Annotated in this window: 18 protein-coding genes and 1 tRNA gene; 11 read left to right on the forward strand and 8 right to left on the reverse strand. The window is 46.6% G+C overall.

Translation table 11 applies throughout. From position 1 onward, the window contains the following. Nucleotides 1-128: 128 nt before the first annotated feature. Both L6466_RS14235 and L6466_RS05800 read left to right on the forward strand, forming a co-directional pair. Complete coding sequence (locus L6466_RS14235) at nucleotides 129-260, forward strand: nitroreductase family protein (RefSeq protein WP_255380671.1); 132 nt, start codon at nucleotides 129-131, stop codon at nucleotides 258-260. Next, nucleotides 257-631 carry an MmcQ/YjbR family DNA-binding protein gene (locus L6466_RS05800; protein ID WP_091819019.1) on the forward strand — a complete coding sequence of 125 codons (375 nt, stop codon included), beginning with the start codon at nucleotides 257-259 and terminating at the stop codon, nucleotides 629-631. The genes L6466_RS14235 and L6466_RS05800 overlap by 4 nt, the downstream gene beginning before the upstream one ends. 43 nt (nucleotides 632-674) lie before the next feature. On the opposite strand, the gene L6466_RS05805 is transcribed toward L6466_RS05800, so the two are convergent. Continuing rightward, complete coding sequence (locus L6466_RS05805) at nucleotides 675-2954, reverse strand: inorganic phosphate transporter (RefSeq protein ID WP_237803498.1); 2280 nt, start codon at nucleotides 2952-2954, stop codon at nucleotides 675-677. Between the two features lie 294 nt (nucleotides 2955-3248). Here L6466_RS05805 and L6466_RS05810 point away from each other — a divergent pair, with 294 nt between their 5' ends. Continuing rightward, nucleotides 3249-4958: a Na/Pi cotransporter family protein gene (locus L6466_RS05810; RefSeq protein WP_237803497.1), complete on the forward strand. Its 1710-nt coding sequence runs from the start codon at nucleotides 3249-3251 to the stop codon at nucleotides 4956-4958. 11 nt (nucleotides 4959-4969) lie between these two features. Here L6466_RS05810 and L6466_RS05815 read toward each other — a convergent pair whose 3' ends face one another. Both L6466_RS05815 and phoB read right to left on the reverse strand, forming a co-directional pair. Next, a complete protein-coding gene (locus L6466_RS05815; protein WP_237803496.1) occupies nucleotides 4970-6433 on the reverse strand; it encodes a sensor histidine kinase in 1464 nt (487 codons plus the stop codon). Continuing rightward, a complete protein-coding gene (gene phoB / locus L6466_RS05820; protein ID WP_237803495.1) occupies nucleotides 6411-7094 on the reverse strand; it encodes a two-component system response regulator PhoB in 684 nt (227 codons plus the stop codon). Before phoB ends, L6466_RS05815 begins: the two co-directional genes overlap by 23 nt. A 181-nt stretch (nucleotides 7095-7275) precedes the next feature. Here phoB and L6466_RS05825 point away from each other — a divergent pair, with 181 nt between their 5' ends. From L6466_RS05825 to L6466_RS05845, 5 genes are all read left to right on the forward strand, one after another. Further along, nucleotides 7276-7770 carry an S-ribosylhomocysteine lyase gene (locus L6466_RS05825; protein WP_237803494.1) on the forward strand — a complete coding sequence of 165 codons (495 nt, stop codon included), beginning with the start codon at nucleotides 7276-7278 and terminating at the stop codon, nucleotides 7768-7770. Between the two features lie 25 nt (nucleotides 7771-7795). Further along, the gene (locus tag L6466_RS05830; protein WP_237803493.1) at nucleotides 7796-8728 is read left to right on the forward strand and encodes a DMT family transporter; all 933 of its coding nucleotides are present in this window, start codon (nucleotides 7796-7798) and stop codon (nucleotides 8726-8728) included. Between the two features lie 73 nt (nucleotides 8729-8801). Further along, nucleotides 8802-10049, forward strand: a complete 1248-nt coding sequence (locus tag L6466_RS05835) for a DUF1015 domain-containing protein (protein WP_091819026.1) — start codon at nucleotides 8802-8804, stop codon at nucleotides 10047-10049. 28 nt (nucleotides 10050-10077) lie between these two features. Beyond that, complete coding sequence (locus tag L6466_RS05840; RefSeq protein ID WP_091819027.1) at nucleotides 10078-10662, forward strand: IMPACT family protein; 585 nt, start codon at nucleotides 10078-10080, stop codon at nucleotides 10660-10662. Between the two features lie 82 nt (nucleotides 10663-10744). After that, a tRNA-Ser gene (locus L6466_RS05845) sits at nucleotides 10745-10831 on the forward strand. Between the two features lie 42 nt (nucleotides 10832-10873). Here the strand turns inward: L6466_RS05845 and L6466_RS05850 are convergent. Continuing rightward, the gene (locus L6466_RS05850) at nucleotides 10874-11275 is read right to left on the reverse strand and encodes a DUF8479 domain-containing protein (protein WP_091819028.1); all 402 of its coding nucleotides are present in this window, start codon (nucleotides 11273-11275) and stop codon (nucleotides 10874-10876) included. Between the two features lie 111 nt (nucleotides 11276-11386). On the opposite strand from L6466_RS05850, the gene lepA reads away from it, so the two are divergent. Further along, nucleotides 11387-13168, forward strand: a complete 1782-nt coding sequence (gene lepA, locus L6466_RS05855) for a translation elongation factor 4 (RefSeq protein WP_091819029.1) — start codon at nucleotides 11387-11389, stop codon at nucleotides 13166-13168. 40 nt (nucleotides 13169-13208) lie between these two features. After that, complete coding sequence (locus tag L6466_RS05860) at nucleotides 13209-13808, forward strand: Crp/Fnr family transcriptional regulator (protein ID WP_091819030.1); 600 nt, start codon at nucleotides 13209-13211, stop codon at nucleotides 13806-13808. Between the two features lie 96 nt (nucleotides 13809-13904). Here L6466_RS05860 and L6466_RS05865 read toward each other — a convergent pair whose 3' ends face one another. Both L6466_RS05865 and L6466_RS05870 read right to left on the reverse strand, forming a co-directional pair. Then, complete coding sequence (locus L6466_RS05865) at nucleotides 13905-15104, reverse strand: C1 family peptidase (protein ID WP_237803492.1); 1200 nt, start codon at nucleotides 15102-15104, stop codon at nucleotides 13905-13907. 17 nt (nucleotides 15105-15121) lie between these two features. Beyond that, the gene (locus L6466_RS05870) at nucleotides 15122-16513 is read right to left on the reverse strand and encodes an aminopeptidase P family protein (protein ID WP_237803491.1); all 1392 of its coding nucleotides are present in this window, start codon (nucleotides 16511-16513) and stop codon (nucleotides 15122-15124) included. Between the two features lie 99 nt (nucleotides 16514-16612). On the opposite strand from L6466_RS05870, the gene L6466_RS05875 reads away from it, so the two are divergent. Further along, a complete protein-coding gene (locus tag L6466_RS05875) occupies nucleotides 16613-17464 on the forward strand; it encodes a patatin-like phospholipase family protein (protein WP_237803490.1) in 852 nt (283 codons plus the stop codon). A 343-nt stretch (nucleotides 17465-17807) separates the two neighbouring features. Here L6466_RS05875 and L6466_RS05880 read toward each other — a convergent pair whose 3' ends face one another. Together L6466_RS05880 and L6466_RS05885 are read right to left on the reverse strand one after the other, a co-directional pair. Continuing rightward, nucleotides 17808-18551, reverse strand: a complete 744-nt coding sequence (locus L6466_RS05880; RefSeq protein ID WP_237803489.1) for an SGNH/GDSL hydrolase family protein — start codon at nucleotides 18549-18551, stop codon at nucleotides 17808-17810. Next, nucleotides 18548-19600: an acyltransferase family protein gene (locus tag L6466_RS05885; protein ID WP_237803488.1), complete on the reverse strand. Its 1053-nt coding sequence runs from the start codon at nucleotides 19598-19600 to the stop codon at nucleotides 18548-18550. Before L6466_RS05885 ends, L6466_RS05880 begins: the two co-directional genes overlap by 4 nt. Between the last annotated feature and the right edge of the window lies 1 nt (nucleotide 19601).

A 19601-nucleotide genomic window follows, 5' to 3' on the forward strand; every position in this document is an offset into this window, starting at 1 on the left:
AAGATTTAAAAAGATTGTACATTCAGCACATTTTTTTGCGAAAAATGTGTAACTTTGCAGATTTTTCTTTAACTTTGTGGCTCAATCAAGAAATGAAAGGAAGAATCTGATTTTTAAAGAATATAACAATGACACTACAAGAAGCTATTGAAGCCCGGCATAGTGTAAGGGCATACAAAAACGAACCTTTGGCTGATGATGCAGTCAAGATACTGGAAGAGCAGATTGGTGCCGGAGAAGTCAACTTTGATTGGGTATGAATATTGAATTGGTCAGAGAGTACACGTTGTCACTTCCAGGAGTGACCGAAGACCAGGCGTTTGGTGAAGACATCCTTAACTTTCGCTTGGAAGGAAAGATATTTGTCTGCCTATGGTTAGGCGGTGGCAGATATGATATGAAGGACGGAGAATCAAGAATCGCCTTGAAGTTATCTCCAGACAGGAATATCGAACTTAGAGAACAATTCTCTGCCGTTAGACCAGCCTATCATTGGAACAAGACGCACTGGAGCGACGTTTATTACGAAGAGATGGACGAAGCAATAGTAGAGGGGTTGATTAAAGAATCCTATCAACTCATAGCATCGAAACTTCCGAAGGCTATTCGAGTAAAGTATTTATCAGATTAACAACAAACATGAGACTAGAGCATAAAGCCGCTACAAAGACAAACTATTCCTCAAACTTGTTTAATCCTCTCATGGTATGGCGCAGGGCACTGAGAATCTGTTGCGACTCCTGGACTAGATTCAGAAATACCGTCATGCTTTCAATATTGAGTTGCTTGGCTTGAATGTCGTGAATGATAGTTCGTCGATAATCGGAAAGCTGTGATTGTAGTTTATCTGCATCACCACGTATCAACGCCATTGTTTCGGCTTGGCAGGCCCGATTGATGAGTTGTATTATCTCATTGCGCATCTGTATGAACTCTTGGAAATATTTGCTTGGCACAGGACTAAAGTTATTGCCTACATGCTCTAAACATGGCTCGCCCATACGCTTCAAACCATATACCATTTGCGCTAAAGAGTTGATGGTTAGAAAGTACCATGTGCCCTTCTCTATACTCAACACAGGGTCTATTCGCCGTTGGGCTATAATCTGTTTGCGACGCTGGCGTTTTATATCCTTGCGTTGTTTTTCGATTATCACTGTGTTACGCTTTAGCGTGCGGTAATCCTCATAAAAGAATGCATCGGTCAACGATTTGTAAGTCTCTGCGATCAACTGTAGTTGGTTCATAATGGTTAGTGTCACATGTTGTCGAAGCAGTATCCAACATTCAGCTTTATCACTACTATGAACAATCCGATCAAACAGTTCGTCGGCCTCACTGGTCTTGTTACTTTTCCCGTAGCGCAGGTGGCTTCGAATAAGCAAGAAAATGGCCATAGCTATGGCAACGGCCATTGCCACAAACGATCCAAAGAATAGGGTGATGCAGACAAGGAAGCACAACATGAACGCCACACCAGCCGTGATGAACCATCCACCGATGACCGATAGCACGCCGGTAATACGGAATACAGCACTTTCGCGCCCCCATGCACGGTCGGCAAGTGAAGTTCCCATAGCCACCATAAAGGTGACGTATGTAGTAGATAGCGGCAGTTTAAGCGATGTACCCAATGCCACCAATGCTCCTGCAAGCACCAGATTGACAGCTGCTCGAATCTCATCGAAAGCAGCTCCTTGCTTCAATATCGCGACATCAGCATTAAAACGAGAGTCAATCCAGCGTGACACACCACTCGGCACTAATGCAGTCAGGCCGCTAGCTATACTTCTCGACGTGCGAACCAACGTACGTGCCACGCCACTCGAACCGAACATCTCATCGCCCTCGTCCTGACGCGAGAGGTCGACCGACGTCTTCACCACATTCTGTGCTTTTTTCGAGAAGACCAGTGCGAGCACCATCACCACACCAGCCGCGATGAGATAGATAGCCGGTGTGCGGGCTCCTTCCATCAGGCTCTTCATCATGAATCCCTGAGCATCAGCGCTTCCGTGAGCTATATAGTCCTGATAAGCCTCAAGCCCCGTCAACGGCACACCCACGAAGTTCACGAGATCGTTGCCCGCAAACGCCATTGCCAAAGCAAACGTGCCAAATAGCACGACGCACTTCAGCACAGGCAGTTTCATGGCACTAAGCAATGTCATCAGCACCGAGAATACAGCAATGCCACCACCGATAATCAGCCATGTGTTCTCGCTGATGAGTGCCTTCATCTCTGGCGTCATCAGACTGCTATTCTTCAGTCCGTTGATGAGCAGAAACCAGACGATGACAGTCACCGACAGTCCGCCGAAGATACCAATCTTTAACGACGAAGTAAGCAGACTCCCCATCTTGCCCTTCTGGTCCGTTGTTCGGCCGTTCACGCGATAGGTAAAACTGAAAACGATGCGTGCCACCCACTGTACCAGCATGCCGAGGACAAACGCAATGGCAACACTAAGGAAAATGCTAAGTATGACAGAAATGGCTTTCTCCGTATTCAGCAGGTCTCCTAATGAGAGTAACGTGCCGTCTGTTGCCGTTGCTCCGTGGAATATCTGTAACAAGGCGATAGCAAAGGCTCCGCCCAGCAGTTCGAACACCATTGAGACGGTGGTGGATGTCGGCATACCGAGCGTATTGAACACGTCGAGCAGTACCACGTCGGTAACCATTACAGCCAGGAATACACACATCACGTCGTAGAACGAGAAATACTGTGGCGTCATGATGCCGTGTCGCGCCACGTCCATCATGCCGTTGCTTAGTGCCGCCCCTGCAAACACACCGATGGATGCTATTGTCACGATGGTCCTGTAGCGTGCCACCTTCGCTCCAATAGCCGAATTAAGGAAGTTTACTGCATCATTGCTGACTCCGACTACTAGGTCAAAAACTGCCAGCACAATAAGGAATATAACTATTCCAAGAAATAATGTATTCATCTTTAATTAAAAGGTCGTTATGATAATCCGATGAAAATAAATGTGAGAAACAACACTAGGATGACAAATCTCACCCAATTAAAGATTCTCTGAATTCTTTTTGCTTTTTCTTTATTCATAAATGATTTAGCCAACCGTTAGTGATTGACATTGCAAAAGTAAACTGGGCATGTTACAAAAACATTTCATTCGTGTGATAGATAGGTTACATCGACGTTTGTAACAGGATTGTAACATGAGCGTAACAACAGCGTAATAAGATTGTAATATCTTTGCAGCAAAATTATAAAAAAAATGGAATTGATTATCAACATTTTCTCGCTTGTGGGCTCGCTAGCATTGTTCCTCTTCGGAATGAAGACAATGTCGGAGGGCCTTGAAAAGTTTGCTGGCGATCGTCTGCGCAGCATATTGGCTGCTATGACGAAGAATCGTGTGATGGGCGTGCTGACAGGTATCCTGATTACGGCACTCATCCAGTCGTCGAGTGCCACAACCGTGATGGTTGTAAGTTTTGTGAATGCAGGGTTGATGACGCTTGCGCAGTCTATTGGCGTCATCATGGGTGCAAACATCGGAACAACAGTTACAGCATGGATTATATCAGCTGTTGGCTTTAAGGTGAACATCGCTGCCTTTGCTATCCCCTTGTTGGCTATCGGTATGCCATTGATATTCAGCGGCAAGGGTAACCGCAAGAGCATTGGTGAGTTCATCTTTGGTTTCTCGTTCCTCTTTATGGGACTTTCATTTCTGCAAGATGCAGCCACAGAGATGAACATTGGCGATATGGTGGCAGGTATGCTGGCCCACGTGCCGCAAGACTCGTTCTTTACCATTATCCTCTTCGTTATCGTAGGAGCTCTGGTGACGATGATTGTACAGGCTTCTGCCGCCACGATGGCTATCACCCTGATGCTTTTTGGTATGAACATCCCTGGTTTCGGATTCGAACAAGCAGCCGCACTGGCTATGGGACAAAACATCGGTACCACCATCACGGCGTTTATGGCTTCGCTGACAGCCAACACACAAGCCCGTCGTGCTGCCCTGGCACACATGTTCTTCAACGTGTTTGGTGTGGTGGTGTTCCTCATTGTGTTCTATCCCGCCTGCGATGCCGTTAGTTGGGTAGTAGAGAACTGTTTGGGAGGCGGCAACGACCTCTTTAAACTCTCCGCCTTCCACACCGCTTTCAATATCATCAACACCCTGTTGCTCATCGGTTTTGTGAAGCAGATAGAGATGCTCGTGTGTCGTGTGCTGCCTATGAAGGCCCAGGACGAAGACTATCGCCTGCGCTTCATCAGTGGTGGCCTGCTCTCTACAGCTGAGCTCAGCATCATGGAGGCCCAGAAGGAGATTCACAGTTTCGCTGAGCGCTGCCAGCGCATGGCCGGTTTTGTGCCCACGCTTCTTGAAACGAAAGACGAAATGGAGTTTAATAAGCTCTTTGCTCGTATCGAGAAATACGAGAACATCACCGACTCGATGGAGATGGAGATTGCCAGCTATCTGAACAAGGTGAGCGAAGGACGCCTGTCGGATGCGTCGAAAACGCAGATACAGAAGATGCTTCGCCAGATCTCGGAACTGGAGTCTATCGGTGACTCGGTTTATAACCTCGGTCGTACGCTGAATCGCCATCGTATGCATTGTCAGGAGAGCTTTACTGCCGATCAGATGCAGCACATGATGACGATGCTGCAACTGGTAGATGCTGCCCTGACCGAGATGCTTAAACGCATAGACCTACCCACCACCAAAAATGGTGTCAAAGTGTCGCTCAACATCGAGCACGAAATCAACAACTACCGCACACAGCTGAAAAACCAGAATCTGCATGATGTGAATGCTGGACTTTACGATTATCAGCTCGGCGTGTTCTACGTTGATTTCATCTCAGAGTGCGAGAAGCTTGGTGACTACGTGATGAACGTTGTTCAGGCTGGAAAGGGACTGAGTAATGACTTTGGCGACGGTCCTGTCAATGGGATGGCTTGATGGGGCGTTGGCTATTTGGCGTCTACGACAAGAAAACGTGCCAGGGTGAACCTGATGGTGAGTCCACCACCAGGAGTCGCAAGTGCCTCAACTTGTCCGCCGTGAGCCAATACTGCATTCTTGACGATGGCAAGCCCCAGGCCTGTGCCCCCCAACTTGCGTGAACGTCCCTTGTCCACACGGTAGAAACGTTCAAACAGATGTTCACGGTGCTTTGCCTCAACACCAAGACCGTTGTCGCTTACCTGAAACTCAAAGAAGTGCCGTCCTTCCGTTTCAATTTCCCGGCAGGCGATGATCAGTCGGGTAGCCCCGCTGGCATAGGAAATAGTATTGTCTATCAGATTTCTGAAAATGCTATAGAGTAAGCTTGAATCACCCAGCACCTCTATATGTTCTAGTAGGTGGAGTTCAAGTTTGATGCCTTTATTCTGTAATTGCAAGTCAGTGTCGTCTGTCACATTGTTGATAATCTGCAACACGTCAACCTGACGGTATTCGTGCCGAATATTAGATGAGCCATCGTCAATCTCGTCGAGTTTGGTGAGGACACTCATATCCAACAGAAGCTTGTTCATGCGTTCGCTTTGAGCATAGCAACGTTCCAGGAAATGTTTTTTCTTATCATCAGGCATGTCGGGATTATCGATGATGCTCTCTAAATAACCATGAATGCTGGCAGCAGGTGTCTTTAGTTCATGAGCAGCATTCTGTGTAAGTTGTCGCTTGATACGGACCTTGTCTTCTTCAGAATGCCGTAGTTTCCAGTATAACATAATGATAGTGTGACTAATATCTCCCAATTCGTCATCAGGCAGTCTGCGTTCTAATTCATGATCGAGTTCCTGGCCTTCCTCGGCCTTTACGGCAAATTCGCGTAAGTAACCTATATGGCGACTGATGCGGTGAGTGATATAGTAGAGCACAATGCCAAGTAGCAAGGTGAGAACACCAGAGTAGTAAATGTAAGTGTTGTCTGCCTGCAGTGAGCGCGTAAGTTCTGCAGAATACGGCACGGCAGCACGTACAATCACGTCGCCAAAGCGTGTGGCAGAATAGAAGTAGGTCTCATGGGTAGATTGCGACATGCGTTTGATATCATAGCCACTACCTTCTCGCAAAGCCTGCTGAATCTCCGTACGCTGCAGATGGTTCCCCAATGCTTCCACATCCGTATCATAACTGTCAAAGATGACCCGTCCTTCCTTGTCGATCACCGACACTCGCAGTCCCTCCATCTGATGATGCACGACATAGTCGCGAAACCGTCGGCTACAGCTCATACTATCCTTGCCAACCGTCTGCACCATTTCGTAGTTGTACATCTGCAATCGAGAATGAAGAATATCAATCTTATACTCCTTCTCGCGCTTATACTGATATACGCTAAAACAAATAGCAAAGAGCAAGAACACACCGCCGATGCTCAACAGCAAATTACGCTGAAAGGATTTACTTTTCAAAGCAGTAGCCATAGCCCACACGTGTTTTTATCTGTTTACCGTAATGACCTATCTTCTTACGTAATCTGGTGATGTTCACATCTACCGTACGGTCGAGCACCAGCACATCCTGCGGCCAGCAATACTTCAGTAAGTCTTCTCGAGAGAACACCGTGTTGGGATGTTGTAGAAAGAAAGACAACAGTTCAAATTCCAGTTTTGTGAATTCCAGTTCCTTCCCGTCGCATATCACCGTCTTGGCATTCAAATCAACCATGATTCCTTCGTAAGCAACAGTATTTTCTGCAGCAGCCGGAACCGTTTGCTGCAACTGAGTACGTCTGAGCACAGCCTTAACCCTGGCCTTCACCTCCTTCATTCCCAGCGGCTTAACAATATAGTCGTCGGCACCGATATTCAGTCCCTTTTCCAACTGATCCTCACTATCCAGAGCCGTAATGAAGATAATGGGAATCTGTGCCGTAGCAGGATTGGCTTTGAGCAGGCGCGTCATCTGAAACCCGGACATTTCTCCCATCATAACATCCAGCAGAATAAGCGAAAAATCCTGTAGAGGTAGTGTTAGTGCCTCCTCTGCAGAACAGGCAGTAGCTACCTCAAACCCTTCGTTCTCGAGGTTATATTGCAGTATCTCGCAGATATCCTGCTCATCGTCCACAACAAGTATCTTCATGATTCTTCTGAATTTCCATGGGCAAAGATACTGATTATTTCCGAAAAAAGAATAGGATTTATATTACAAAGTTATTAAATCTTGGAAATACAGCTGATTTGGCTGATTCCATTGAACACTTTTCCAATTTTTCTTTGTAACTTTGCCGCCGATACTTATTTATAGATAAAACTAAACAACAATGGAAGTAATTCAGAGTTTTACAATTGATCATACCCATCTGAAGCCGGGTATCTATGTGTCGCGTGTGGATAAGGGGTTTACAACCTACGACCTACGTATCACAGAACCCAATAAGGAGCCGGCAGTAGCTCCTGCTGCCATACATAGTATTGAGCATCTGATGGCAACATGGTTTCGTAATTCTCATGTTAAGGAAGATGTGGTATATGTTGGTCCTATGGGCTGCTTAACTGGTATGTACATCATTATGACAGGTCATTATGGTGTGCAGGATATGCGTCAGTTGACCATGGAGTGTCTGGAGTGGATTCTGACTCAGGATGAAGTACCGGCAACCCGCCCTGAGGCTTGTGGCAACTACCTGTTGCACGACCTGCCTATGTGCAAATGGGAGTGTGCCCGCTATCTGGATCGTCTGAAGAATGATTTTCATTCAGAGTATACCAAACTTCAGATTACGCTGAGCGACGGAAAGACTTTTGCTGACGCCTAAACACGACGCTTCAGATAGATAAAACATGTCGAAACAGACAATTTTTCAGCGTCCTCTGTGGGCTGCACTCTTTGCCTTCACTGCAGCGTTTCTGTGGGGATGGGCCTATCCGTTTATCAAACTGGGTTTCGATGAGTTTGAGATTACGGCTGATATGACGGGCAGCAAGATGCTGTTTGCTGGCATCCGCTTCTTTATCTCAGGTGTTATCATCCTCTCTATTGCCAAACTGACTCATCGCTCCTTTAGTTATAAGGAGGAGGCAAGGGACAGCGTGCTGACCAGCAGTTTGTTTCTGTTGGCCTTCACGCTTCTGAACACCACATTGCATTATGCAGCTTTCTACATCGGTCTGTCCCATAGTCAGGGCAGTCGTGCGGCTATTCTGAACTCCTTGAGTGTGTTTGTGCTGGTGCTCCTGGCCTGCGCCTTTTTTAAAAGTGATAAACTGACGTTTCGCAAGATGGTGGGTTGTGCCATCGGTTTTGGCGGTATCCTTTCGCTGAACTTGGGAGGCGAGGGGAGTGGATCGTTTACTTTCCTTGGCGACGGTATGATTATCCTGAATGCGCTCTGCGGCGCCTTCGCAGGACTGATGACAAGGGGTGTCAACAAGCGCGTGGATGTGTTTGTAGGTACGGGCTATAGTCTGGGTGTCGGAGGCGCCTTGCTGGTGGTACCTGGTCTGATACTTGGTGGTACCCTTCCGCATGTCACCCTGCTGGGACTCTTCTATCTGCTGATGCTGATAGCTATCTCTACGATAGGTTTTACGCTCTACAACAAGTTGCTGACGTGTAATCCTGTGGGAAAGATTGCCATCTGGAACTCGCTCATCCCTGTGGTGGGGGCTGTGACCTCCTGTCTGTGTCTGGCCGAGGAATTCCAGTGGAAGTATGCCGTTGCGGCCACATTGACCACAGCTGGAATATACATTATCAATAAAGGAAAGAAATAGGCATTTTCTTTTCGTGTTCTCGAAATTTTTGATTACCTTTGCGCTCTGTTAATAAAACATCAGTAATAAACCTATGGCAACAGTAAAACCATTTCGTGGCATTCGTCCACCAAAAGAACTTGTAGAACAAGTAGAGAGCCGTCCTTATGACGTACTGGATTCTGAGGAAGCCCGTGCTGAGGCTGGCGACAACGAGAAAAGTCTGTATCATATCATTAAGCCTGAGATTGATTTCCCTGTGGGTACATCGGAATATGATCCTCGCGTCTATGAGAAGGCTGCTGAGAACTTCCAGATGTTCCAGGACAAAGGCTGGCTGGTACAGGATGAGGACGACCACTATTATATCTACGCACAGACCATGAACGGTAAGACGCAGTATGGTCTGGTGGTAGGTGCTTTGGTTGACGACTATATGCAGGGACGTATCAAGAAGCACGAGCTGACACGTCGCGACAAGGAGGAAGACCGCATGAAGCATGTCCGTGTGAACAATGCCAATATTGAGCCCGTATTCTTTGCATATCCTGATAACAGCACGCTCGATGCGCTGATTATGCGCTATGCGAAGACAGAGCCCATCTATGACTTCATTGCTCCTATCGACGGTTTCCGTCATCAGTTCTGGGTGATTAGCGATAAGGCTGATATGCAGACCATCACCGACGAGTTTGCCAAGATGCCTTCTCTCTATATCGCAGATGGTCACCACCGTTCAGCAGCTGCTGCCTTGGTTGGTGCCGAGAAACAGAAGCAGAACCCCAATCACACGGGTAAGGAGGAGTACAACTACTTCATGGCTGTATGTTTCCAGGCTTCACAGCTCACCATCCTGGATTATAACCGCGTGGTGAAAGACCTGAACGGTCTCAGTTCGGAGGAGTTCCTGAAGGCGTTGGACAAGAATTTCATCGTTGAGGATAAGGGTACGGAAATCTATAAGCCCGCCCAGCTCCATGAGTTCTCACTCTATCTGGATGAGCACTGGTACAGTTTGAAGGCTAAGGAGGGTACCTATGATAATAATGACCCTATCGGTGTGCTCGACGTGGACATCTCTAGTCGTCTGATTCTTGATGAGATCCTGAACATCGGCGACCTGCGCTCTTCAAAGCGTATCGACTTCGTCGGGGGGCTGCGCGGACTGGGTGAACTGAAGCGTCGTGTGGATAATGGTGAGATGCGTGCTGCCCTGGCGCTCTATCCTGTCTCTATGCAGCAAATCATGGATATTGCCGACAGCGGTAAGATTATGCCTCCAAAGGCAACCTGGTTTGAGCCAAAACTGCGCTCTGGACTGGTGATTCATAAATTGTCCTAATAACGTTATTACGTTATAACAGGAAAGAATGACAGACGAATTCAAGACGATAGCAACAACAAGCGAGGGATTTTACTCTGAGAAACGGAGTAAATTCCTCGCTTTTGCACATCATGTTGAGACGGTCGAGGAGGTAAAGGAGATTATTGCGCAGTATCGTAAGAAATACTATGATGCGCGCCATGTGTGCTATGCCTATATGTTGGGGCCTGAGCGTGAGGAGTTCCGTGCGAATGATGATGGGGAACCGTCGTCAACTGCCGGAAAACCCATTCTGGGTCAGATAAACTCCAACGAACTGACAGACATCCTGGTTGTTGTGGTACGCTACTATGGTGGCGTGAACCTGGGTACCAGCGGACTGATTATTGCCTACCGTGAGGCGACTGCCGATGCGATAGCCCATGCAGAGGTAGTGACGCGTCAGGTGGAGGAACTGGTTACTTATTCCTTTGCCTATCCGCTGATGAACGACGTGATGCGAATCGTCAAGGATATGAATCCTCGTATCGTCAGTCAGACATACGATAATACCTGTCAGATTTGCCTGAGCATCCGTAAAAGTGAAGCCGAACAGCTAAAAAGCAGATTGGCGAAACTTTCCTTTGAATAAATTTGGAGGTTTCGTTGAAACTTCGTACCTTTGCATCCGCAAAAAGCGAGAGGAAAACAGAACTCGTATGAAGTGAAAATTCGGAGAGTTGGCAGAGTGATCGATCGCGCTGGACTCGAAATCCGGTATACCCTTATGGGTATCGGGGGTTTGAATCCCTCACTCTCCGCAAAATGAAAGGGAACCAAGTCGGTTCCCTTTTTTCGTGTCGTTATTGATAGTCCTCTTTTTTGACTGTGATGTCTATGTAGGTCTTCTCCGGTTCGGCTGTAGAGCCGTAAATATAGCGGAAGCTGATGCCTTTGTTCATCAGGGCTTTGTAGGACGGCGTGTTCTTAAGTTCCTTAACCAGAGTGCCTTTTAAGTCGTTGTTGCTGACGATATTCTCTACCGTACTGTCGTTGTCGCTATTGCCTGTGAAACGGAAATACTGTGTCTGGGTGAGGGTGGGGATGTCAAACACGATACTGTCAAGATACATGTTATCACCTATCGGCATGGGGCATTTTGATTCCGTTACTTCACGTGCCTCACGAGCAGCCTTTTCCTCCAATGATTCCTGACAAGCGGTCAGCAGGAGAAATACTGTTGTAAAGAGTAAAATTTTCTTCATAAATGGTGTCAAATTGTTATTTTTGTGGCAAAGATACGAAAAAAAACTATAATAGGTGTTTTATTTCCGTTCTTTTTATTAACTTTGCATCGAAAAGACACGTATACGTTAATGAAGAATATCAGAAATTTCTGTATAATAGCACATATTGATCACGGCAAGTCAACGCTTGCTGATAGATTGTTGGAACGTACCAAAACCATTCAAGTGACTGAGGGTCAGATGCTTGATGATATGGATTTGGAACGCGAGAGAGGTATTACAATTAAAAGTCACGCTATCCAGATGGAGTATGAGAAGGATGGCGAGAAATATATCCTGAATTTGATTGACACTCCGGGCCATGTGGACTTCTCGTACGAGGTATCAAGAAGTATCGCTGCCTGTGAGGGTGCTCTGCTGGTGGTCGATGCTACACAGGGTGTACAGGCTCAGACCATCTCAAATCTATATATGGCTATTGATAACAATCTGGAGATTATTCCTGTTATCAACAAGATTGACATGCCCAGCGCTATGCCCGACGAGGTGGAGGATGAAATCGTAGATCTGATTGGGTGCGACCCTGAGGATATCATCCGTGCATCAGGAAAGACGGGCGAGGGTGTTGACGACATACTGAATGCCGTGGTGGATCGTATCCCTCATCCCGTGGGCGATGAGGAGGCTCCGCTTCAGGCATTGATTTTCGACTCTGTATTCAATTCCTTCCGTGGTATTATTGCTTACTTCAAGGTAAATAATGGTGTCATCCGTAAGGGCGACAAGGTGAAGTTCTTTAATACCGGTATGGAATATGAGGCCGACGAGGTGGGTGTCCTGAAGATGGACATGATTCCCCGTAAGGAACTGCGTACTGGCGACGTAGGTTATATTATCAGCGGTATCAAGAACTCAAAGGAGGTAAAGGTGGGTGATACCATTACCCATATAGACCGTCCGTGCGAAAAGGCGATTGAGGGATTCCAGGAAGTGAAGCCTATGGTCTTCGCTGGTGTCTATCCTATTGATCCGGCCGACTATGAGAACCTGCGTGCGTCATTAGAGAAACTGCAGCTCAACGATGCCTCACTCACCTTCCAGCCCGAGTCTTCTGTGGCTCTGGGCTTCGGTTTCCGTTGCGGTTTCCTCGGATTGCTCCACATGGAAATTGTGCAGGAGCGTCTGGATCGTGAGTTCGATATGGATGTGATTACCACCGTGCCCAACGTATCGTATATGTGTTATACGAAGCAGGGGGAGGTGAAAGAGGTGCACAACCCCTCTGGTCTGCCTGATCAGACGATGATAGACCATATCGAGGAACCTTATATCCGTGCATCAATCATTACGGCAGCCGACTTTATCGGACCTATCATGACGCTCTGCCTGGATAAGCGTGGCGAACTCCTAGACCAGCAGTATGTCAGCGGAAACCGTGTGGAACTGCATTTCATGTTGCCGCTGGGTGAAATCGTGATTGACTTCTATGATAAGCTGAAGAGTATCTCTAAGGGCTATGCTTCGTTCGACTATCATATCGATTCGTTCCGTCCCTCAAAGCTTGTCAAACTGGATATTCTGCTCAATGGCGAACCTGTGGATGCTTTGTCTACGCTGACCCATCAGGACAATGCCGTGACCTTTGGCCGCAGGATGTGTGAGAAGTTGAAGGAACTGATTCCGCGTCAGCAGTTTGATATTGCTATCCAGGCTGCTATCGGCGCAAAGATTATTGCTCGCGAAACGGTGAAGCAGGTGCGTAAGGACGTGCTGGCCAAGTGTTATGGTGGTGACGTGAGTCGTAAGCGTAAACTGCTGGAGAAACAGAAGCGAGGCAAGAAGCGCATGAAGCAGATTGGTAATGTGGAGGTGCCACAGAAAGCCTTCCTTGCTGTGTTGAAACTTGATTAAGAATTTATTTTTCTACTAACGTTATAAATACGTATAAATTATGCCAAACCTAAGTTTAACCCCGCGCGATGTGGCCCGCGAACTGGCCCGCAGATATAGTACAATGACACACGAGGAGCTCGATATCCTTGAGAGCGTGCTCGTGCCCATGAAGTTTGCCAAGAACGAAAAGATTCTGGGCGAAGGTGAAACATGTGAATATATTTACTGGGTAGTCAAGGGTTTGGTGCGACAGTATTACTTCAAGAACGGTAAGGAACTGACGGAGTATATGGCTACCGAGAACACCATCGTGATGAGTATCGAGAGTCTGTTTAAGGAAAAGCCCTCTTCGCAGATCATCCATGCGCTCGAGCCAACCATCGTATATGCGATGCCAAAGAAAGAACTTGAGGCTGTGGCTATGCGTAGCGTGAACATTCAGATTCTGTATCGTAAGATTCTGGAGGAGTCGCTGATTATCAGTCAGCAGCATGCAGATATGTTGCGCTTCGAGAGTGCTCAGGACCGTTATCAGAAACTGGTGAAGAGCAGTCCGCAGCTGGTGTTGCGTGCTCCCTTGGTATATATTGCCAGCTATCTGCAGATGACGCCAGAGACATTGAGTCGCGTGCGTACAGCGGTATTATTGAATTCATAAGAAATCTGTTTATAGTAATTTTAATTAAGGTTAATATAAGAAAAGGCTCTGCTGTGAAGCAGGGCCTTTTCATTTGTAGTTATATGATGGGGTTCCTTAGATTCCCAGTTTCTTGCGGATATCCTTGGGGATAGCGTTCTTGTTGACGAGGAAGTCCATTGTGTTGGCTGCGATGAAGGTCTTGGTCATATACCAGATACCCTTGTATTCGCCAGTCTCACCCCATGAGTTCTTCACCATGTAGTACTCCTTGCCGTTCTGGTCCTTAGCCACACCGTAGATCAGCATGCCGTGGTCGTCGGTCAGCTCCCAGTTGTCGAAACGCTCCTGGCGCAGCTCCTGTGTAGGTGTAATCTCAGGCACGTTGCAGCCCAGAGAGTCGATGAGGTTCTTTTTCTTGGCAGCTGTCATCTTCAGCCATTTTGCCATATCGCTACCCTGCAGACTCTCGGTCTTCTTGGTGTCGATGGCGTAGGCCAGACCCTGACGTGTGAAACCATCCTCGCTCACGTCGCCGCCCCATGCTACGGTGTAACCCTTCTCAATGGCATTGTCGATAACCTTCATCATCTCGTCCATAGGCAGGTTGTATGACAGGGGGAAGCGCCAGTTGTCCTGCACCTCTACTGCGAATGCGCTATAGAAGGGGTGGTGGGTATAACTGGTGATGCTGACGTAGTCGTCCAGATTGATGCCCAGGCTCTTCACGAAAGTCTGTGGGGTGTATTTCTTGCCCTCGTAGGTGAACTCCTCGGGACACTTACCCAGGTAGGCGTCGAGGATACCCTGCAGACCAACCTTCCACTGACCACTGATCTTCTTGGCTGAGCTCTTGGCGATAGCAGCCACATAAGGCTCCATCAGAGAGAAGAACTCATTGAAGTTGTTCAGTGAGTCGCCATACAGCGAACCGGGGAAAGGCATGGTGCCCTCGGGTACGATACCGTGTTTCTTCATCGTAGCCAGCACGTCTTCGGCGCTACCGCCCTGAGAGAACTGACAGTCGCCATGGAAGCGAACCACCTGTGTAGCACGTTCCATATAGGTCTTGTTGGCAACGAATGACTCGCAGAGGTCGTATGTCTTGCCTGTAGCCTTCAGAATCTCAGCCTCGAAGAATGAGATGGTGCTGTAGTCCCAGCAGGTACCGCTGCGGTTCTGGTCCTTGATGCTTGTAATTGGATTCTCCTTAATGGTTGTGAATACAGGCTTGTTGCTGGCCTTCTTCTCGGCCTCCTGAGCCTGTGCACCAGCAGCCATGAGGCTGATCAGTGCGAGTGATAAAACTTTCTTCATTTTTTGGTGTTTAATAATTAATTGTTTTTCATAAAGTCTTCCAGTTCTTGTGGGTGATAGGGGATGCGCTTGCTGCCCATGAAGCGGCAACCGTCCTCTGTAATCAGCAGGTCATCCTCAATGCGGATACCGCCAAAGTCCTTGTAGGTCTCCAGCAGGTCGAAGTTGAGGAACTCCTTGCAGTGTCCTTCTTTCTTCCAAAGATCGATGAGGTGGGGGATGAAGTAGATTCCAGGTTCATCAGTTACAACGAAGCCTGGTTCCAGTTTGCGTCCCATGCGCAGGCAGTTGGTACCAAACTGCTCCAGATTGGGGCGTGTCTCCTCGTCGAAACCTACGTATATCTGGCCCAGTCCTTCCATATCGTGTACGTCCATACCCATCATATGTCCCAGTCCGTGAGGCAGGAACATGGCGTGGGCACCAGCACGTACGGCTTCTTCCGTGTCACCCTTCATCAGTCCCAGTTCCTTCAACCGGTCGGTCATCAGACGGCATACGGCGAAGTGTACGTCTGCGTATTTCACGCCAGGCTTAGCCACCTCCAGTACGTAGTCGTGACAAGCCTCTACGATAGAATAGATTTCCAGCTGGCGCTGTGTGAACTTGCCATTGACAGGCATCGTACGTGTATTGTCAGAGCAGTAGTCATTCAGTTCACAACCGGCATCGCACAGCACTAATCGTCCGTCCTCCAGGGGAGCGTCAGATGGGTTGCCGTGCATAATCTCACCATGCTGACTGAAGATGGTGGCGAAGCTGACGCCTTGTGCCAGACTGCGGGCAATGCCATCTACTTGTCCGCCGATGAAGCGCTCGGTCACACCTGGCTTGATCAGCAGTTGTGCAGTGGTATGCATGGCATAGCCTACGTCACAAGCTTTCTCAATAGCCTCTATCTCCTGTGGCTCCTTCGTAGCACGCATCTTCACCACAGCCTTTATCAGAGCAAGTGAGGCCTTTTCTTTCTGCAGTGATGGGTGAATGCCCAACAAGTCCATAATCTGTATCTTGGTATCGAAACGGTATGGCGGCAGAAAATGGATAGCACGTCCGTTTGCCTTGTCGCAAAGAACCTTTAACTGTGCCATGGGGGCTGTCTTGCTGACACCAACCTCTGCGGCCAAATCTGCCACACTGGGCGTGTAACCCATCCATACGATATCTTCTACATCGATATCGTCGCCAAGGAGCCATTCCTCGTCGTTGTCTATGTCGATAACACCTACCAGTCCGTCTCTGTGCTGACCGAAATAGTACAGGAACGAAGAGTCCTGACGGAAAGGTGCATAGCCGTTGGCAGGATAATTGGCGGGCGACTCGTTATTACCGAAGAGTACCACCACACCGTTTCCTACCAGCTTCTTTAGCTGTGCACGGCGTCTGATATAAGTCTCTTTTTCAAACATTTTGATAAGAAAATTAAGTCCAAAGTTTAAAAACGTTGCAAAATTACGCATTTTTTATGGAAAAATATTAATTTTGCAGCATAAAAAACTTTAATAGTGATGATTCAGCGTCTTGACAGACATACAGGACTGGTTCTTGAGGGTGGTGGCATGCGTGGCGTGTTTACCAGTGGGGTGCTTGATGCCTTCATGAAATATGAGCTCTATTTCCCTTATGTGGTGGCGGTCTCGGCAGGTGCTTGCAACGGCCTCTCGTATATGAGTCGCCAACCTCGCCGTGCGCGTTATTCCAATATTGACATGTTGCGCAAATATGGCTATATCTCGCTAAAGAATCTGCTAGTCCAGGGCTGCATCTTCGATCCCAATATCCTCTATGAGCGTTTTCCTGCTGAAATCGTTCCTTTCGACTATAAGGCTTACGCTGCCAATCCTGCCCCTTTTGAGATGGTCACCACCAACTGTCTTACAGGACAGGCTGAGTATCTTAGTGAGAAACATGACGCTCGTCGTATCACGGCTATAGCCAAAGCCAGCAGTTCACTGCCTTACGTCGCCCAGATTACGATGGTCGATGGCATTCCCATGCTTGACGGTGGTATCATCGACTCTATTCCTGTGCTTCGTGCCACCAGCCAGGGCCATCCGTTTAATGTCGTTATCATGACGCGCAACAAGGGTTATCGTTCCACTGAGCGCGATGTCAACATACCTTCTTTTATATATAAGGAGTATCCGCATCTGCGTGAAGCCCTGAGTCATCGTGTTGAGGCTTACAATGAGCAGTTGGAGATGGTGGAGCGTATGGAGCGTTGGGGGGAAATACTCGTCATCCGTCCGCAGCGTAGGATGGAAGTTGGTAGAACTTGTGGCGATGTCGCAAAGTTGGAACGTCTCTACGAGGAAGGCTTCCGTGAGGGAGAGAAGTTCTGTCATATGTATCGATTATAAGTTTTTGTCCTGATTTTTGCGACATGTAGTCACATTTGTGAGTTTCTCAAAAAATAACTTGATTTTGACTCAAAAACAGGTTGAAAAATTAATTTTCTAAGTTGATTACTCATCAAAAGTAAGTTGAATGTCAAAATGGGCTAATTTTTATCTTTCTTTGCATGAAACTTCAAATATAATATATACTAAAGTATATATTATATTTGTGATTCGAGTGTATCGAGAAATACTACCTTTCTATAAGGAAACTATTCACCTCGAGCCAAATGTATTTCTATAGGAAAAGGTTAAAATCTCGTGACACTCGAGACATACTAGTTTCGAATTTGTTGCGAAATTTGAATTACGGATGAATATCGTTAACTATGCATGAATCGAGTATGTGATAACCTTTTTCATTCAGATGCATTCTATCTGATTTATAGTATTCTTGTGTATCATGAAAAAGGATAATTTGTATTTGCTCTCCTATACCTGTTTTTACTAATTCCTGGGTAAGTACTTGACGATACTCTTGTCGACAATCTAGTTCAGAACGAGTGAGAAGCATGGATAGTTGACGCACAAGTTTTCTGTTTGCTGTTTGGTGCTCATAGGCATAGTTAATGTCGTAGTTAGGTATCTCGAGTAGAATGGGCTTGATGTTATTTTTTAAAAGAAATCGGAGGATGTTGATTGAACTCTGTGCGTAGTACTTAGCCCCCATTTTTTTATAAGTGTCATTGATGCCGACAGACACGAAACAATAGTCAGCTCCTTGTTCCAGTATGTTTTTCATTGTTTGGTCTTCAAAGATACTTTGATACACCTCATTACTCGTCTTTCCGCAAAGCCCATAAGCAGATACTATAGCAGGCTTCTTGGTCTTTTGTTTGATCATGGAAGCTAGCGTATCATTGTATGGATAGTGGTAGAATATCCAGCTATCACCAATCATTGCCAGACGTAATGTGTCATCCTGATGTTGTTGACAGGTATAAGCTGAACGTTCTGAGGTAGGAGCATAATAGTTGTATGCAGGAATCGCCAACCCTATGCAGATAAGCACAAGAGTCATAATTAACAATATGACTTTATTCTTTCTCATGCGCGGTTACCTGATAATATATTTTTAATTTTTGTTGGTAATACCTGATAGAAGAGAAGGCTTATAAGTGTGGTTATAATAATGCATACAAAGTATAGTATTATCTGGATGAAATCACTTGAGCTTGAAAATAGTTGAATACAACCTTTACGTAACACAACAACGATAGGATAGTGGATACTAAAAACGATAAATGCTGAGTTTGATAGGTATGATGCAACAGAAGATAGGGTACTCTTTGCTGTGAAATGATATGCCAAAAGAAATAATGCAGGGATGTTGGCAATGAGTGCAAAACGATGAATTTGAAGGTTGATGGCCGTTGGAAAAGCCGTATGTGTGATGATGTCAGCACCAGCTAGTAGAAGGCATAGGCTGATGAATAAAGTCTTGTGCTGAATGAACAAAGAAAGTGGATTCTTATCTTGAATAGAGAAAAAGGCTCCTAAAGAGAAGAAAAGAATGCTCTGTGGGATAAATGCATTATGGGGAGTCAGTATCCACCAGATAATTACCGCTAAAAGGTAACATTCCCGAAGGTAGCGATTCATGATATATATCATTGGAGAGATAAGTGAGAGAATAAGTAGATTTCGGATATACCAAAATGGACATAGTAAGGGAACAAAGTTTCCATTATCGTATGAGCCTCGATCCCAGAATAACCGAAGATAGTCCGTCCACATGAAATCTGACATGTTCTTTCCGTTGATATCCTGTGGATTTCCTACTACGAAGGCTACGATATAGGCAAACAATAGCAACGCATTCCACAATATGTATGGAATAAGTAGTGAATGACAGCGAGCCTTTATTTTCTCTAAATACGTCTTATGACTTAGAAAAAACAAAAAACCGGAGATAAAGAAAAAAACTGGCACGCCAGTCTCACCAAACCACAATGCAAAGGGATAAACAGAATGGAAGAAAGTGCTATGATTGCCTGGCAGCTGTACTACAGAATAACCATGAAGCGTGATTACCATGAAGATAAGTGGGAAACGCAGCCATGTGATTGCGGCAGAGAGTTGGTTTGGGTATTCATTCATG

Origin of the sequence: Prevotella communis (assembly GCF_022024175.1) — a bacterium.
Classification (GTDB): domain Bacteria; phylum Bacteroidota; class Bacteroidia; order Bacteroidales; family Bacteroidaceae; genus Prevotella; species Prevotella communis.